Origin of the sequence: Rothia sp. HSID18067, from assembly GCF_003989445.1 — a bacterium.
Lineage (GTDB): Bacteria > Actinomycetota > Actinomycetes > Actinomycetales > Micrococcaceae > Rothia > Rothia aeria.
The window spans coordinates 922,870-940,585 of record NZ_RBMF01000001.1; the positions used below are offsets into that span (position 1 = coordinate 922,870).

13 protein-coding genes, 2 tRNA genes and 1 CRISPR repeat array are annotated in these 17,716 nt (G+C 53.9%); of the genes, 2 read left to right on the forward strand and 13 right to left on the reverse strand.

Translation table 11 applies throughout. The annotated features are described in order from the left end of the window. Window positions 1-87 precede the first annotated feature (87 nt). Window positions 88-609, forward strand: coding sequence for a peptide-methionine (S)-S-oxide reductase MsrA (msrA, locus tag D8M23_RS04100; protein ID WP_094758064.1), 522 nt, complete (start codon window positions 88-90; stop codon window positions 607-609). 64 nt (window positions 610-673) lie between these two features. Here msrA and D8M23_RS04105 read toward each other — a convergent pair. From D8M23_RS04105 to casA, 9 genes are all read right to left on the reverse strand, one after another. Beyond that, window positions 674-746: transfer RNA gene (locus tag D8M23_RS04105), tRNA-Glu, on the reverse strand. Between the two features lie 269 nt (window positions 747-1,015). Continuing rightward, window positions 1,016-3,157 (reverse strand): LPXTG cell wall anchor domain-containing protein, encoded by a 2,142-nt coding sequence (locus D8M23_RS04110; protein ID WP_126853788.1) that lies wholly within the window; start codon window positions 3,155-3,157, stop codon window positions 1,016-1,018. Between the two features lie 601 nt (window positions 3,158-3,758). After that, window positions 3,759-5,206: direct repeats of the CRISPR family, unit length 29 nt; unit sequence GGGCTCATCCCCACGTATGCGGGGAACAC. Between the two features lie 91 nt (window positions 5,207-5,297). After that, window positions 5,298-5,645, reverse strand: coding sequence for a type I-E CRISPR-associated endoribonuclease Cas2e (gene cas2e, locus D8M23_RS04115; RefSeq protein ID WP_052186548.1), 348 nt, complete (start codon window positions 5,643-5,645; stop codon window positions 5,298-5,300). Then, window positions 5,642-6,589, reverse strand: a complete 948-nt coding sequence (gene cas1e, locus D8M23_RS04120; protein ID WP_126853789.1) for a type I-E CRISPR-associated endonuclease Cas1e — start codon at window positions 6,587-6,589, stop codon at window positions 5,642-5,644. Before cas1e ends, cas2e begins: the two co-directional genes overlap by 4 nt. A 96-nt stretch (window positions 6,590-6,685) precedes the next feature. Further along, complete coding sequence (gene cas6e, locus D8M23_RS04125) at window positions 6,686-7,351, reverse strand: type I-E CRISPR-associated protein Cas6/Cse3/CasE (protein ID WP_126853790.1); 666 nt, start codon at window positions 7,349-7,351, stop codon at window positions 6,686-6,688. After that, window positions 7,348-8,052 (reverse strand): type I-E CRISPR-associated protein Cas5/CasD, encoded by a 705-nt coding sequence (gene cas5e, locus D8M23_RS04130; protein WP_126853791.1) that lies wholly within the window; start codon window positions 8,050-8,052, stop codon window positions 7,348-7,350. The genes cas6e and cas5e overlap by 4 nt, the downstream gene beginning before the upstream one ends. A gap of 2 nt (window positions 8,053-8,054) precedes the next feature. Beyond that, a complete protein-coding gene (cas7e, locus tag D8M23_RS04135; protein ID WP_126853792.1) occupies window positions 8,055-9,188 on the reverse strand; it encodes a type I-E CRISPR-associated protein Cas7/Cse4/CasC in 1,134 nt (377 codons plus the stop codon). A 17-nt stretch (window positions 9,189-9,205) separates the two neighbouring features. Further along, entirely contained in the window at window positions 9,206-9,829 is a 624-nt protein-coding gene (gene casB / locus D8M23_RS04140) for a type I-E CRISPR-associated protein Cse2/CasB (RefSeq protein ID WP_161971646.1), read from the reverse strand. Further along, entirely contained in the window at window positions 9,822-11,537 is a 1,716-nt protein-coding gene (casA, locus tag D8M23_RS04145) for a type I-E CRISPR-associated protein Cse1/CasA (protein ID WP_126853794.1), read from the reverse strand. Before casA ends, casB begins: the two co-directional genes overlap by 8 nt. A 344-nt stretch (window positions 11,538-11,881) precedes the next feature. On the opposite strand from casA, the gene cas3 reads away from it, so the two are divergent. Beyond that, on the forward strand, window positions 11,882-14,866 hold the full coding sequence (gene cas3 / locus D8M23_RS04150; protein WP_126853795.1) for a CRISPR-associated helicase Cas3': 2,985 nt from the start codon (window positions 11,882-11,884) through the stop codon (window positions 14,864-14,866). A gap of 166 nt (window positions 14,867-15,032) precedes the next feature. Here cas3 and D8M23_RS04155 read toward each other — a convergent pair. The 4 genes from D8M23_RS04155 to gltX all read right to left on the reverse strand — a co-directional run bounded on the left by D8M23_RS04155 (window position 15,033) and on the right by gltX (window position 17,680). Beyond that, window positions 15,033-15,108, reverse strand: a tRNA-Gly gene (locus D8M23_RS04155). A 266-nt stretch (window positions 15,109-15,374) separates the two neighbouring features. After that, entirely contained in the window at window positions 15,375-15,707 is a 333-nt protein-coding gene (locus tag D8M23_RS04160) for a hypothetical protein (RefSeq protein WP_126853796.1), read from the reverse strand. 5 nt (window positions 15,708-15,712) lie between these two features. After that, on the reverse strand, window positions 15,713-15,994 hold the full coding sequence (locus D8M23_RS11820; protein ID WP_126853797.1) for a hypothetical protein: 282 nt from the start codon (window positions 15,992-15,994) through the stop codon (window positions 15,713-15,715). A 177-nt stretch (window positions 15,995-16,171) separates the two neighbouring features. Continuing rightward, window positions 16,172-17,680, reverse strand: a complete 1,509-nt coding sequence (gltX, locus tag D8M23_RS04170; protein ID WP_126853798.1) for a glutamate--tRNA ligase — start codon at window positions 17,678-17,680, stop codon at window positions 16,172-16,174. Between the last annotated feature and the right edge of the window lie 36 nt (window positions 17,681-17,716).

A 17,716-nucleotide genomic window follows, 5' to 3' on the forward strand; every position in this document is an offset into this window, starting at 1 on the left:
TGAGCACCTGGCGGGGAATATTCGGAAGGTGCGGGGCGTTTAATGGGGTGTCAGGTGAGACAGTGGTTTTCGTGAAGGAGCGGGACGATGCGTAGTTTTGTGGTTGGCGGCGGCTGTTTTTGGTGTATTGATGCGGTGTTCCGCCAGTTTAAGGGCGTGAGCGCGAGCGTGTGTGGCTACGCTGGCGGCACCGTGCCGAACCCGGATTACCGGTCGGTGTGCTCGGGGGCGACGGGGCATCACGAGGTGGTGCGCGTTGATTTTGATGAGAACGTGATCGGTGAGGACGCGGTGCTGGATATTTTCTTCGCCTCCCACGACCCCACAAGCTGGGATCGTCAGGGGGCAGATACCGGGTCGCAGTACCGTTCGGTGCTGCTGTATGCCGACGAGCAGCAGCGGAAGGTTTTCGAGGCGGCAAAGGTGCGGGCGCAGGCTCTTTTCGATGCTCAGGTAGTGACGGAAATAAAACCTCTTGAGACGTTCTGGGAGGCGGAAGACTACCACCAAGACTACTACGCGCTGAACCCGTACCAGGGGTACTGCTCTGTGGTGATCAGCCCGAAGGTTGCGGTGGCCCGCCGTAAGTACGCGCATCTTCTGAAGTAGCCCTAGTACTGTGGCAATAGAAAATCCCCGGCTTTTGAGAGCCGGGGATTCTTTAGTCTTAGCGTGACCCCAACCGGATTTGAACCGGTGTTGCCGCCGTGAGAGGGCGGAGTACTAGGCCGCTATACGATGGGGCCGTGAGAATTTCTTCTCGTTATGTGCCGTGGGTGTTTCGGCAACAGATATAACTATACAGTTCGGGTACCCCACCACCAAATCAGCTATCAGTGTTTTACGACACTTCCACAGGGTGGTGTTTGGGGTGGCTCCCGCCGGGGTTTCCTCCCCGTTCAGGCACCGTACTGCGGCGGTTTTACGCATCACCCACCGGGAAGGGGCACCCCTGTTTTTCGGGGTGCCCCTGCGGTTTTTCACGCAACCTGCCGGTTAGCGCACCAGGGAGCGGCTAGGATTTAATGCGGCGGCGTACAACCAGCACCACCGCACCGGTCACGATAGCCAAAGCACCCATACCCGCCAACATGATCACGCCGTTCGCGCCGGTATTCGCCAGGCTGCGGGATGTGGAGCCGCGGGTCGCCTGGGGTGCGGAGTCACCGCCGGGGTGGTTACCGTTAGCAACGGTCACGGATACGCTTTCCTGAGCGGCCTCGGGCTTCGCCTCACCGGTGGTGCCTCCCGTTGCTGAGGGTTGCGCAGATGCCGACTCGGTGGGGGCGGGGGTGGGTGAAGGCGCGGTCACAGCCGCAGTTTCGGTGGGCTGCGCCGGGGTGCTTCCGCCGCCCTGGTTCTGCTCAGTTTTCGGGCCGGACACGCTAGAGCTGGTCTGCCCGTCCTTGGTGATCTCAAACATTGCGGAGTAGTCCAGGCTGCGGTTAGTCACCGACAAGTCATGCGCAGCAATGGTGCCGACCGTGTACTTCTTGCCGTACTCTAGGGTGTTCGCGGGGATGGGCAGGTCAATCTCAAACGAGCCGTCCTTCAGCTGCTCGGGGCGCACCCACACGGCGTTCTTTGACAAGTTCATGGCCTGCTCACGGTCAATGCTCTGCCCGGGTTTCCAGGTCCCCTCAGGGACGAGGAACACGTACACGCCCTTCGCGGCGCCCTCCCCCACGTAGCCGCTGCCTTTAATGTGGAGCTTATAGTCTGCGGTGATGTCGATCTTCCCGTCGGGGAACTCAATCACCGGGTTGGCGTAGCTCACGGTGCGGGTGGCCTCGGTGGGGTACCCCTGAAATTCGCGCTGCTGCGGGGTGATCTGCACGGCCGCCTCATCCCCTGCTTTCACCTCAGCTTTGAACTTCATAATGGAGTTCGGGTGAATCTCTGACTCGGCGGCGGGGATCTCGCTGCCGTCCTTGTCTTTCTTCGCTTTCGAGGTGGTCTTATCTGAGGTTTTCACCTCACCGGTGGCACCGTTCAGCACGTACGGCACGCGGGCTGTGCCGGGTAGATCCTGCTTGTCTACAGCCACGATCGAGCCGTTATTGAGCATGGTCAAGTCATTAGCTTTCGCACCGTTCATGGCGACCTCACCAATGACTTTGCTGGTGGCGCCGTCAATCACACCAACTTTGCCGGTGCCGAAATCACTCACATACACCAGGTCGCGCTCTTCATCATGCTCCATGGCCAGGGCCTGGGTGCCGAAAGCAATCGTTTTCTTGTACTCGCCGGTGGTGAAGTCATACACGGTCACCCCCGAATTAACACCGTTCACGCCCTGGGAAGAAACATAGATTTCGTTCAAAGACTTATCGATGGCAACATCAGAAGGGCGAACCTCAGTGCCCTCAGTATCTGCGTGAACATCAATGGTGCGCACAGTTTTGAGGGTGTTCGTGTCTACCACGAACAGTTTGCCGCTGGTGCGCTCCGGCACATACAGCAGGTGATCTTGAGAATCGATGTGCATGTTCATGCCCACATACCGCACCCCGCCGTCAGGGGCACCCGCAAGCTGCAGCTTCTGAACCTGCTTAGTTTTCAGGTCAATAGCCGACACATAGAACCGGCCCGACACGAACGCCTTCCCTGAGGCGTGGTCAATGCGCACCTCACGCGGGTGCTCAATCCAGTTCGCGTCGTTCTTATCAAGCCCGTGGTTAGTCCACACAAGCTTCATCGTGGCCTGGTCGTACACCGAAATGGAGTTATCGCGGGTGTTCGTAACCCACACGGTTCCCTCAACATCATCAACTTCCACCCCGTAGGCGGCCTCAAAATTGTAGCCTCTCTCACCCTTAATGATGGGTAGCTCGGCCACAGCCTCAACCTTCAACGAGTCAGCATCAAGGCGGGCGAGAGTAGAGACATGCATGTCCCCGTCAGCGGTTCCCGCCACCCACAGCTTATGGTTTTTCTTAGAATACGAGACCTGGAACTGGCCCGGTAGGCCCTGCGTGATCTTAGCTTTAGTTGCCGCCGCATCTAAGGTGCGAGACGTGGCAGCAGGTGCGCTCTGCGATTCTGGTGCGCTAGGGGCAGCGAACGATGCGGGAACAGCAACCCCAGAAACACTCAGGGCCAAGGCCCCAGCCACGAAAGACTTTGTAACCTTGCCGGAAGCGAGAGTCAGGTTCATTGGTTTCCTTTCGAAACAAAAAACGCGCCGCGCACCACCGGGAAGACCACTCTTAACCGGAAGAAACAGGGCGCGCATCCAAAAGCATCCTCAATAATGCTCTACCCATAATTTTTAGCGAACTCCCAGGGTTTTACAAACCGAATACCGAAAATACACAAAAAATTACTTTTATCACCGCAGACCATGAAAAAACAGTAGACGCGAAGCTGACGGTTAGAAAACATAGCAAAAGAAAATTAAATAAAAGAAAGCGGCCAACCCACCCAAAAAATTTCGGGCAGGCAAGCCGTTTTCTAGCAGACCCTACGGGTGCAGGGAACGATCAGGAGCCTTCTCTATTAACTGTAGAGTATAGACCCCCCTCCCCGCAGGTGCACAGCACATGCTGAGGGCGGAATCCGCAAAATATTTTATTAAAACCAGTGAGGTAAGGAATAGAAAAATACGAGGAGCTACATCATACCCAGCCAGCAGTCGCTCGGACTGTCTATATGTGGGGAACGCAAAAACCGCAGGGTACATACCCTAGTAAACGTCGGTTTATCTCCACATGTTGTGGGAAAAACGATTATTTCCGTGCGGTTGCGACTGTTCTGCGGACCCCATCCCCACGTGTGTGGGGAACACGTTACTCTTCAGGACATTATTATGACCTGGTGGGGCTCATCCCCACGTATGCGGGGAACACGGGCTGTTATCGTTCGTGGAGGGTGGGTGACTGGGCTCATCCCCACGTATGCGGGGAACACCTTTCACACGGTGCGGGTTACGGCTAGACAATGGGCTCATCCCCACGTATGCGGGGAACACCTGCGAATGCAGGTCTTTCAACACAAGAAGCTGGGCTCATCCCCACGTATGCGGGGAACACCCCTCAGCGAAAGGCCCCCAAATATCAACGTTGGGCTCATCCCCACGTATGCGGGGAACACTGTCAGCGGGTGGCTGTTGCTAAGGAGGGGCCGGGCTCATCCCCACGTATGCGGGGAACACTGTTATCGCTACCATCCTGAATTTTCAAATCGGGGCTCATCCCCACGTATGCGGGGAACACTGCGCGGGCCTGCTTCACTTCGGTGCCGCGGCGGGGCTCATCCCCACGTATGCGGGGAACACAGCCTACCCGACGGGGTAGAACGCACCCTAGTGGGCTCATCCCCACGTATGCGGGGAACACCTAATGTTCTTCAGCAAGGTTTGCCGCTTACGGGGCTCATCCCCACGTATGCGGGGAACACAAAGAAAGGCAAAGAATCATGGATTTTGGCAAGGGCTCATCCCCACGTATGCGGGGAACACCCCGAGGGCTTCAAGGTTGAGTGCTCGCTGGTGGGCTCATCCCCACGTATGCGGGGAACACCAGGCAATTGCAACTCAGGTCGAATGGGGTTCGGGCTCATCCCCACGTATGCGGGGAACACAACAGCAGCTGGGTGCATGTTCCCGGTGCCTGGGGCTCATCCCCACGTATGCGGGGAACACTGTGCGGGGCTGCCGTTGTCGAGCCCCTGGGAGGGCTCATCCCCACGTATGCGGGGAACACGGTGATCATGGGCTTTGTCTGAGGCTGACCCGGGGCTCATCCCCACGTATGCGGGGAACACAGTCCAATTCGTCCAGCACAGCTGGCACGTCGGGGCTCATCCCCACGTATGCGGGGAACACCCTTTCGCTATTTCGCCCATGCGTTTCATGGCGGGCTCATCCCCACGTATGCGGGGAACACAACTTTGAGGGTAAGCTCGTGCCTTTCCGCTGGGGCTCATCCCCACGTATGCGGGGAACACAGATTCAGTCTGAGTCGAACGGCGACCCGAACGGGCTCATCCCCACGTATGCGGGGAACACCCCGCGCCGCGCGCTTCGTACACTCTGGAAATGGGCTCATCCCCACGTATGCGGGGAACACATTCGTCATACCCGGCGGCCTGTAGCCGCTCGGGGCTCATCCCCACGTATGCGGGGAACACTCCCCGTCGTATACGCCCCCGGCGGGCGATAGGGTGGTTACGGTGGAGGGCTCATCCCCACGTATGCGGGGAACACACTTGCTGACATGGGGTTTTATCCCCACACACCAAGTTTTAGAATTAGTTTGGAGCCCAAAGCCAGTATTAACCCTACACGATTTTTGGGCTTATCGCCGTCGGGAAGCACGCCTATACCTGCTAGCTTTGCTCCACCCTTTTCGTGGCCCAAGGTCCTCTTTCGGTGCAGACGGGCGCATCATAAGTTTTACCCCTTCAAAGTCGACAGGCTCCCACGGATGACGGTGCACTTTAAACTCAAGACGCTGCTCATTATCAGCCGAATACACCATAAGCGCGCTACCATCACTACACGTTGTAGTAATACGGTTCCACAGGTGCTCACGCACGCGGGCGCTCACCTTTCCTACGAATACCCCGGCACTAATTTCAAGAAGCCAGCGTGTTAAATCCCCGCGTAAGCCAACAGGGCAAGCTGAAAGGACAACCACAATCATAGTTCCCCCTCATCATCACTGTAATTATGTCCGCTTTTTTGATCCCCACCGCGTTCATTCCATAAAGCTACAACATCAGCCTCTAATGTATCGTCACTAATTTCATCAGGTACCAGTAAACGCTGAATATCCCGCGCTACCCGCTGCATAATCTTTTCACCACGAATACGGTCACGAACAGCACGACGAGTAATAGACCCAATGTCTTGGCCTTCCTCATGCGCAGCAGCCACCTGAAAAGCAACAGGAATAGTAATGTCAGCCTTATACAAATCCGCAATATCATATACGAAAGACCAGGCGTGTCCCGTGTGTACAAACCCTAAACCAGGTGCACACCCAAGAGCCACAATTGCCGCATGCACTATTCCGTAGAGACACGCATGACCGGCTGAAAGCGCCTGATTAATGGGGTCGCTATCCCCAAAGTCGTTCGGGTTATAGTCACGCCGGGACCACGGAACACCGGTCTTATCAGACCAGTACCTATATACACGCCGCACGCGAGCGCCTTCACGCCCGCGAAGCTGCTGCATCGTTAACTGGCTGGTATCTTCCCCAGGGAAACGCCACGCATACATGGTGCGTGCAACCTCTAAACGGGAACGAGTATTTGAAACTTTTTCTGCCTGTGCTATCAGCAGTCGAGATGAACGCGCTAAAGATCGGCCATGTGCATAGTAACGTACCCCTTGTTCCCCAACCCAGATAGCAGAGGTACCGCACTCACCAAGTAGAACCATTGCCTGATGGGTCACACGGGTGCCAGGCCCTAACAATAAAGCGCTTAATGACGCCGCAGGGATATGTGTTACCCCTCGCTCTTCTGTGACAGTAATAGCATTATCAGCACGGTGAATTGTTGCATGTTCCACATAGATATACGAAAGACGTTCCGAGCTCCTCGTCAGTTCACTCACGCTTGGCGGGGTAGCACCAATCATTTTTCCTCCTTGAAGAATGAACAAGTCGATAATACCTGTCTACTTATGCAGCAGGCGGGGCGCTAAACAGCGCCCCGCCTAAACAAGGTAGAGATTTTACTGGGCAAGTGGCGCTAAAGTCATAAGACCCATACCATAAGCTTTACCTCGACCCATACCGTTAACCAGTGCCTCGCGGAACTGCTCAACATTAGTGATACGCAGAGCACCATCAAATTGCGCTTTACGTAAGGTGACCCGTCCTACGTGCCCACCGGTATCACGGCGGCTGAAGGAAAGATCGTTACGGCCCGTCACAGTAGGGGCGTCCTCAAGCTCCTGGCCTTCCGCCGGGATGATCTCGAACCCCCATTGTGAAGCGCGCTCACGCAACCAAGCACTTTGCTGAACCGGTGTTACATGTGGCCATGTCTTACCGCTTTTAACCTGGCGTTTTACCGGATTGGCAGCAAGCCTGAACCCCCATTCCTGCCCGTTCTCCAGTTTCGCGAGTAGGCGCCCGTAGTGGGCGCTTTCCCCTGGCCGGGTATTCCATCCTGCCTGCTCAACCAGAGCCGAGAAGTCAGGCTTTTCCGGGCTTAGCACATACAGCACATACTGGTGACCGGTGATGTCTAGACGCCATAGTATGCGCCCATCTTCGTTTTTTATGTCTGGCGGGTTGGTTGCCATAACGGCTGCATGCAGAGCCTGCGGGCTGCTTAACAGTTTGCGAGCGCCCCGGCGCTGTGGATTAATGAGGAATTTTGAGAAGTATGTCATGCTTCGGTCACCGTCCTCATAAAGTCAACGTCGCTGTGACGTTTGCCTTTGGGGTTCTCAACTGTCTTAGGTTCGGCAGAAACTACAGCCCGTACTGCGTATTGCCGATGTTCCTGGTTAAAGCTCACCGGAACATCCTGTACTAGATCTCCCTGCTCACCAGATTTTGCATCCCGCAGAATACGCAGCTGTACAGGATCGGGGAACTCAGCGCGGCGGTGCTCAGGCACATGCCACTCTTCATTCCGCAAGGCTTCTTCAGCAGATTCTTCACGAATACCAAGTACAAGGTCATACCCTGCTGGGCAGGAACGCCGCCCTAAATATAACGGGTACACCGGTTTCTTAAGCGCTGACTCGATATTCTTGAGGACCTCTTGGTCTCCTTCTACAGCAGCCACAAAAACTGCATCTGAAAGATAATAACGAGTGGACAGCGATGCCGCACCATTCGGGTCTGTCGCCCAGTCCTTCGCGGTCTGGTAGTCGCGCAGTAAAGTGCCCGGCGCGTCCACACGCACCGCAAAGTTAAGCCGAGCGAGGTCATCTACGGGCTCCGTCCGTGCACGTCCTAAAGCTGCAGCTATCAAGCCAATAACGCCAGATTTGCTGGGTTCATGCCCGGAATCTCGACGGCGGTATCGGCTTTGTGTACCCCAGGACTGCATTGGCCCGCTCAGTTTAAGGAGCAGACTAGGCATGACTATGACTCCTGACCAACCAGCTCGGTCAGCTGACTTTCAAGGGAAGCTAGAAGCTCCTTTAAGGTGACGCTCTCTCCCATATTTGACAGTGCTTCACGTAGCTCGCCAAGCGCTACCACGTATGAAACTTTAGACTCATATCCGTAGGATTCACGGATATTTGCTGCTTCCGTTGCTAATGCATGGGCAGCGGCGAGACGGCGTCCTTCGGAAGATTTCTCTGTAACAGGCTTTTCGAATGCATTAATGTAGGAGATCGGGCGATCCTCACGCACCGTTACAATTACTGCCTCAGGCAGAGTACGTGCAGCAAACGTATTCTGTTTACCGGTGGGCATCGAGTCGATGAAGGCACGGATAAAAGCGAGGGTAGCTTCAACGGTGGCAACTGCTGAACCGCCTAGGTTAGTTTTCAGAGCGTCCACGTTGATGTTGGCGTAACGGTAAAGGGTACTGGAGGCCATCTCGATGGTGCCGATCATTCCAGCACCGGTTTCATCCTCAGACTCCCGGATTACGTCGTCGACGGCAGTGTAGTAGTCAAAATCAGGTTCCGAACCATGTACCCCAAGGGCATGAGCCACCTGGCAAGCGGCATCCACGTTGAAATCGGGGGCGTCGGCCAGCATACGGCCAAAGAGAGCAATATCAACACTATGCTCGGTATCCAGAATGTCTTTGACTTCCTTAGCGGGGATTTTCTCGCCGTTAGCTTCTATGATGGCGTTGGCAAGACGGTTAATCTGCTGGTTACTCAGGAAGAGAAGGTAACCCGATACAGCGCGGCCAGTATTTTCTTCTCCCTTCTTGGCCTTAGGCTTCTCAAGTTTGATTTTGGCCGCTTTGAATGCATCCACAACAGCTGATTCGGCTTTATCTGGGTCAAAATCGGGGCTGATATTGGTGATGCGGTCTACAATCATGTCGGCAACCTGGCGGGTACGAACACCGATTTCAGAGCGGTCTAAGTGTTCTTCAAAGTTACGGCGGATGACTGATTTCCATGCCTGGCTAGAGACACGCTGGCGGCTCACACCGCCAAAAATAGCGGATTTCGGGCTTCCGGTATCGTCACGGTTAATGTTTGACGGGGGAAGAGTTTGCAAAGCGTGAATATCAACAAAGAACGACATAGTTCTTATCCTTTCAATTAGTTTTTAGAGGTTTCCTCTGAGGTTTTAGATTTCTTGGGTTCGTAGCCATACAAAAAGTCACGGCTCCAGCGCAGAATAACCGCATCGCGTTTTTCAGGATTTTGTAACTGCATGTAATCCTGAGCAAATTGCCCATAGTCAAAAGCAATTTCTTCTGACCGTAGAAGTGTTATGAGGCTACGCAAATAATGCCTGCGTGCCGATTCACTTCGTGCTTTTAACAATGCGTCGAATCGTTTTTTCATGGATTCGCTGGTCTGCAGAACAAGTTGTCCCACTGCCGTACCAAACCTAAAGTTTGGCACATGCATTGGTTGTGACCGTGATTGTTGATGCAAAGCAAATAACGTGACAGCGGCATAGGTTGCTTGTTCCCCATGGCTAACGGCATCGTTGTATCCCAAGTATCGTTTGGGGAATTGGGGTATGTCTGTATTATTCCCGAAGATAATTTCCCAAAGCCCTGGATGGTTTGCGGGATCGTCACCTGCACCACGACGTAGCTGTGCCAATTGGGCAGTAGCAAGAGGGCTACCCTGTTTTTCTTTCTGTTCGTAGAGCCACGTGACTTTGCGGGTAACATATATCCGCAAAGTATTATGGTTCCCCACATCATGCATGATTTTCCTCCTGAACACGGGTAATTGTTGAAGAATACGCGAGAGGCAGAAGCTTATACAGTCGGCCGCCAAACTGACGGCGTGCTTTAGCCGTATTGTAGAGCTGCTCATCGTAGATAGTTCCTATGGCAGCTTTAGGGCCAGCACTCACAGCAAGCTGGTCAGCCTCACTCTCAAGGATGCGACGTACTTTTGACTGCCATTTAGCGGCTTGTGCAGAGACATCGTCAGAAACGCTCAGATCTGCAAGCCAGCTGCGGAATTCATCTTCCATACGGTGCAAAATACTTTCCGTTACGGAAGGACGGAATTCGTATTCCTTACCAGCAGCACGAAGCAGGTTTCCTGCATACTGCCCAAGCGCAATGGACGCGTCCATGGTTAGCTGAATATTGTCACGCACCATTGCAGAAATTTCGGCACCTTGTTCCGTGAGAATACCTAGTTCTAAGGTCACAGACTCATCAATAGTTTCTTCAACGATAGAACTTTGAGTACCATACACCATGCCAACCAGCTGAATTTTAGTTTTTGTATCAGGTGAAAAATACTTACCGCTGGAGATTTGACGGATAACAGTAGCAGGTTTGTTCTGCTTTTCTTGAGAAGAAGACAACCTGGTTAGTAGCGCATCTGCTCCTCGCCATAAAGTGCGTTCGGCGCTGTGTGTTTGAGGCATCCAGACATAGTGAGTTTGAGTAGACTGATTTTTGCTAAAGCGGTAGGCGGTTAACGGGTCTGTATAAGTATTCCTGTCAAGCCACTTATCACCATTCGATACAAGCACCCCAGTGACTCGCCCATTTTCAGGGAAAAGACGAACACGGCGCGACTGCCAGGTCAGAATTTCACACATACCAGCTGCGGGCGCAGGCTCATCTTTATACTTGGTGGGGTCACCACCCTTATATGCACGAGGGGCGGCGGTATCGGGAAGCTCTCGTTCCCAAACAGGCTTGTCTTGTAAAGCGATCCGGTGACTCTTACCTTTCACCTTTTCGACGTTGAGAAGCTGCTCATAATCAATGCAATACAGCAAGGTTTCGATTAGGTTCTCACCATGAATAATAATCTTCCCTGTAGTTCCATACCAACCTACGCCGATAGGGTATCCCCTACCTCCCTTAACACGAGGATCTCCTACAGCACCAGATTTAATGCCCGAATAATCGTATGCCTGCACAGTCACCAAGTACCGTGCCGCTTCGGCGTAGCTCAGCGACGTCAATGCCTGTTCAGCACGCATTGAGAAGTACTCGCTCTCGGAATCAAGCACCAAACGCGATACAGGTTTTACCTCACCTTTACTCGTGTGCAGATCAGCGACCTGCATAAAGGGACGCTCGGCATCAAAAAGGTTGAAACGATCCTGATATTTCTTCAGGTAGTCCTGTACGAAGTACAACTGTTCAGATCCACCCAAGGAAATATTTTGAATCCACTTCTTGGGTTCACGGTACAGTTCCCCGTATTCCTCTGTATTTTCCAGAACCGCACGGAAGAATATGGCAACAGCAACCCCGAGAATTGCAACATCAGTCGTTGCATCACCCGAGTGAATTTTACGGATTGAGTTGCTCTCATCGAACAGTTGTTTTAAGGAAACTTCCTGGGTCTGCCCTGATACATAAAGAACTGGAATCCATGGTTCATTACACAAGTTGAAGTCGGGGCTAGTGTTACTTTGCACCGACTGATCATCAGACATGGCCCACTACTCCTTTCAGCATTGATGGAATTCACACGCCCAAATTCGTCGCACAATGACGAAATTCTGGGCGTATTTTCTTCCCATACCCCAAAATGGGAGGTACGGGCTTCACGAGCACTTTGCCGCCTCATAGAGGATCAGCTGAGTACAGGTTCAGTGTAGATCTGTATGAAATATTAAGTCAAGAAGGAAACGTACAAAGTTTTGAAATAAACTTAAAGCGAGAAGATCCCCAGAGAAATCTGGGGAACACTTTAAGAAGAAACCGTACAAAAGGCTCATCCCGCGCTTCTCGCCTCGCGGGAACAGTGACTTATAACTATAGCCAATAAGAGGTTAGAATGACAGTCGAAAATACTAAACACCCTAGTCAGCTTGCTACAGCAGAGACATCATCCCTCTGGGCAAAAACCGGATCGGACGAAACCCCAAGCATTGGTCTTTCCCTACCTCAACACATGACAGATGCAGGATCTGTAGCCGCCGAACTATGGGATAAGTGGCTCTCCCCTGGCGCTAAACAACGCATTATGAAGATGCTCAATCTCACACAGGATGAGGCCAAGTCTTTCGCCTGTTGGGTTGCCGCCACCCACGATATGGGCAAAGCGACCCCAGAGTTTGCAGGACAGCTAGACTCACGCGGCAGAGAAGAACTCCGCGTGTTTCGAGACAGGATTGAAGAACACAAGTTTAATTTTCCCAATCACCTCACCACTCCACCCGCAGGAACACGATGCCCTCATTCAACCTATAGCCAGAGCATCCTTATTAAGCTGCTTACAGAACATTACACAGACGACGCAGAGACCGCTGGGACAATCGCAAGTATCGCGGGGGCTCACCATGGTGTACCCGCCGCATACACTCCAGGAACACCCGGACAAGATTTTGCTATCTTTGAGGCCCTCAACGACAAGTGGCATCAAGCGTGGCATGAACTTTTCGAGATGACGCTGGAGCAAACTGGCGCAGATCAGGTTCTTCAGAAACTCATGTCAGGAACCAAAATCCCTGTTGCCGTGCAGCTTTATCTTACGGGCCTGGTGATTATGGCAGACTGGATCGCTTCTAACCCAACGTTTTTCCCTATGGGAACTTTTGATGTTGAGGCTCAGCGCAAACGCCTCAATCAAGGCTGGGATACCCTTGGTCTTGAGCATCCTTGGGGTGCATATACTGGGGACGCTGCCGCTTCTGACCTATACAGCTCACGGTTTGGGTGGAAAAATCCCACTCTACGACCAATGCAGGAGGTAGTGGTCAATGCTGCACGTGCTATGAAGGGCGGCGGCATGATGTGTATTGAGGCCCCCATGGGACAGGGTAAAACTGAGGCTGGACTCATCGCTGCCGAAATTCTAGCCCAAGAAACAGGACGCAGCGGGCTCGCCTTTGCCGCCCCTACTCAAGCGACGTCAAACGCACTGTTTGATCGGGTCAAAGCATGGGCGCAAGGGCCTGCTGGCGGTTTTGAACCGCACACTATGTTTTTAGGCCATGCAAAAAACCAACAGCAAGGTTCTTTCCGCTACCTACAGCGAGCTGATATTTTCGATTCAGAAGCCGACATTGAAGGGAAACAGAGTATACGCCCTAATACTTCAGTAGCACGCCACAGCTGGATAGGCGGTCGAAAACGCGGCATTCTTTCGACCTTCGTCGTGTGTACTATCGACCAGATTCTTATGATGGCTCTACAGTCACGCCATGTGATGCTTCGCCACCTTGGACTGGGTTCTAAAGTCGTCATCATCGACGAGGTGCACGCCTACGATGCCTATATGGGTGTTTACCTCAAGGAGGCACTCTACTGGCTGGGTCAGATGAACGCACCTGTTATTCTCATGTCGGCTACTTTACCTGCGCATGTTCGCACCTCTTTGATGGAGAGTTACGCGGAAGGTCTTGAAATTCAGGATTCTACTGATTGGGACTTTGATGATGGTTTCGCTCTAGAGGATGTTACTGAGCCTTCTCTCGACCTAGATTACCCTGTTATTCATACACTCACCGCCGAGGATGGTTATACCCCGCGTAAATGGCAGGTAGCAGCACCCGAAGAGCAGGTAACGATCTCCATTCGTCAGATAAGCGATGAGTTCACCGACCTTGATAAGGTACTAGCACCCTTAGACAATGGGCACGGCTGTGCCGCGGTTATCTGTAATACTGTGGGCCGAGCGCAGGAAGCCTACGAGCATCTTCGGGCGAAGTTTGGTAATGATGTCATGCTGGCTCACTCCCGTTTTACTGCTAAACATCGTGCTGAAAAAGAAGCCGCTTTAGTTTCGCTACTTGGCAAGGACTCCCACCGAGGCGATGGCCGCCCCGAACGTTTAATCGTGGTGGGAACACAGGTCATTGAACAGTCCCTGGATCTTGATTTTGATGTCATGGTGACCGACTTCGCCCCGGTAGATTTAGTGCTTCAGAGGCTGGGGCGTCTGCACCGCCATGAGCGTGATGATTCAGAACGGCCTAAGGAATATCTTTCACCCATCTGCTACGTTCGTGGTATTGAGACCTTTGGTTCTGAAGCCCAAGTTCCAGAGTTTCCCAAAGGTTCACGTTTGGTCTACGAGCCCGCTATCCTGCTCAGCAGCTATGCACGGTTACTCCCCTATTTTGCCGGAAAAACTCTGCGCATTCCGGCTGATATGAGCGGGCTTGTTCAGGAGGCTTACAAAGAATGTCCTGAGTACCCGGAGGCTTGGGATGGTGTTTACAAAGAAGCCCGTGAAGAGTCTGATAAACATCAAAAATGCGCTTCAGTAATGGCAGAGTCGTTCCTCTTGAAACGCCCGCAAAATCAACAAACAGTCATGGCAGACGTGATGAATAGTTACCTTGGCAAAAAGGATGGAACGCTCTCAGAAGATCAGATTGGTGAGGCACGTGTTCGTGATGGCGACGCTTCGCTTGAGGTGATCGCCATCGTAGTTGAGCGTGACGGAGACGGCCGCATTGACCGTTATCGTACAATCCCTAGTACCCTGCAGAAAACCCAAGAGATTGACTGGCACAATGCGAAAGACCCAAATGAGCCAGCCAATTCGCTAGCCTTTGAGCTATTAGCATCGACTATACGTCTGCCCTACCAGTACTCAGACTCTCCAAAGAACAGGGTCCGCTTTGAGGCAGCTCTTGATGAGCTGGAGGGTGAACGCATCGACTCATGGCAGAAGAACTTTATGCTTGCCGGTGAGCTTATCTTACCTTTTGAGCTGCAAGACTCCGGTTTCTACGAGGTGACGTTATGCGACTACCGCCTGCGCTACTCTGCGGAGCTGGGCCTGCAATCCATAAAGCTAGATGACGAATAGCGAGAGAAAACTATTTGATATTCCCTTAGGCGGTATAAACCCATTGGGGCCTTATTCCCTCAAGGCTTATAGACGAGAATATGCGTCTATAAGCCGGGGTAAGGCAGGGAACCACTGAAGTTCAGCAAAGCGAAAGCCCCCGAAGGTTTTACCTTTGGGGGCTTGGTGGAGCGGTTGACGAGACTTGAACTCGCGACATCCACCTTGGCAAGGTGGTGCTCTACCAACTGAGCTACAACCGCGCAACGAAGAATACTATACCGAACTGTTGGGCACCCTGCAAGTCTTCACGGGCTTGGCGGGCGTGAAATTCTGTCTCTGAACCCGGAAAACTATCCCATAGAACGCTCTGACAAGCACAAACACTGGTGAGCATGGCCAATATTTTTCTGAGGTTTTTCTCATCGGGGTGCTGCTGTGCCTCAGCGATGGTTACGGTTCTGGGCGGGTGCGCAAGGCCCGGCAGCTACTCCAGGTCACGACGAATACCATGCCTTTGCCTGCTGCTTTAAGCACCGTTCCTGTCCGTGCTTGTGTGCTCGTTTGTGGTCTTCCCGGTTTCTGGGTCGCTGTCGCTGTTCGTGCTGCTCTCAGCACCGGTGGAGGGCTGGCGTTTGCGCTGCGTTTCAGGGGCCACACCGTCCTCGTTCATCTCATCTACCAGGCGCATTAGGAACGATTTTGCGTACACCATGCCGAACCCAAACAACAGCGCACCCAGCACCCAGATCACGAACGTCACCCAGTCCCAGTGCCCGCCCAGCACCTGTTTTACCCCCACATACAACAGCAGGGCGGCAACGGAAATCGTCAGTGCCAGCGCCACATCTTTGCGGGTCATCCTTATTATCCTTTCTCCAGCTCAGTGCTGCTGGTGTCAGCGGCTTCAGCACGGGCTTTCTGCTGCGCCTCCCAGGCGTCTTGTTCGTCGTCAAAACGTGCCTCTTGGTAGGCGGCGAAATACGCCAGCAGGCTTGCCACCATAATCGCCACAATAGTCCACACAGACCGCAGCGCATCGGCAACGGTTGCGATGAGCATAATGATCGACGCGTTTGCGAACGCCATCACCGTGCCTTTACGGACGGCACGCCACACGCGTTTTTTACTGCTAAAAATCTCCAGCATCGTAGCCTCTCAGCGGTTCCTGCACTGCTATAAGCATAAGCTGTACGCACCCTGCGCCCATAGTGCGCGCACCACTCTACCGGTTGTGCACGGGGGTATAAGAGAACCGCCCGGCCCGCCCTGCGCGTGGCAGGCGGCGGGTCGGGCGGCACTTTCAGAAAGGGGCTAAGTAATATTCTACTCCCCCAAATCGGCTGCTAGTTTACGCAGCCTCTTCAGCGATGATTCCTTCCCCAGAATCTGCATAGATTCGAACAGCGGCGGGGAGATACGCTCACCTGAAACTGCGATGCGTACAGGCCCGAATGCCAGGCGTGGCTTGATGTCCAGGCCCTCAACGATCGCCGAACGCAGCGCCGCCTCAATGTGAGAAGAATCCCACTCAGTGATGGGTTCGAGCGCCTCAATGGCGGCGGCAAGAACCTGCGGGGCGGATTCTTTCAGCTGCTTACGCGCATCATCAGCCACCGTAATATCTTCATCAGAGGTGAAGAGGAACGCCAGAAGTTTAGGTGCCTCGCCCAGAAGCTGCATGCGCTCCTGCACCAGCGGGGCGGCCTGCGTGAGCACCCACTCCTGCTGTTCGCTCAGCTGCTCCCCCAGCACACCCGCCGCCTGCAGGTACGGTACCAGGCGGTCCCGGAAATCGGCGGCATCCAGGCGGCGAATATGGTCGCCGTTAATGGCTTCGGCTTTTTTCACGTCGAAACGTGCCGGGTTACCCACCACATCGTGCACATCGAAATGCTGCACCAGCTCGTCCACCGTAAACACGTCTTGGTCTGCTGAGAGCGACCAGCCCAGCAGCGAGAGGTAATTCAGCAGACCCTCTTTAATGAACCCGGCCTCACGCAGCAAAAACAGGTTCGATTCGGGGTCACGCTTTGAAAGCTTCTTATTACCCTGCCCCATCACATAGGGCAGGTGCCCAAATTCGGGGATGAACTCGGTAACACCCACATCAATGAGGGCACGGTACAGGGCGATCTGGCGCGGGGTTGACGAGAGCAGATCTTCACCGCGCAGCACGTGGGTGATGCCCATGAGCGCATCATCCACCGGGTTCACGAGAGTGTACAGCGGCTTGCCGTTTGCGCGCACCACCACATAGTCCGGTACCGAACCGGCCCGGAACGTGATTTCGCCGCGCACCAGGTCGTTAAACGTAATGTCTTCCTCAGGCATGCGCAGGCGCCACACGGGCTGGCGGCCTTCGGCGCGGAACGCCTCTTTCTGCTGCTCGGTTAGGGTGCGGTCATAGTTGTCGTACCCTAACTGCGGGTCTTCGCCTTTAGCTTTACGGCGTTCACGCACCTCATCGGGGGTTGAGAAATCTTCGTAAATGTAGCCGCCGTCTTTGAGTTTCTGAATGACCTCGGCGTACAGGTCCATGCGCTGCGACTGCCGGTACGGCTCGTGGGGGCCGCCCACGCCCACCCCTTCGTCCCAGTCAATGCCCAGCCAGTGCAGGCCCTCAAGCACCTGGTTGAACGACTCTTCCGAATCGCGGGCCGCGTCGGTGTCTTCGATACGGAACACCAGTTTGCCGCCGGTGTGGTGCGCGTACGCCCAGTTGAACAGGGCGGTGCGTACCATGCCCACATGCGGGGTTCCGGTCGGTGAGGGGCAGAAACGGACGCGGGTCTGGCTCGCGTCTGCGAGCGCGGGGCCGCGGTATTCGGTCATTATTGTTCTCCTATATATGTGTCAGAGGTTTCGGGG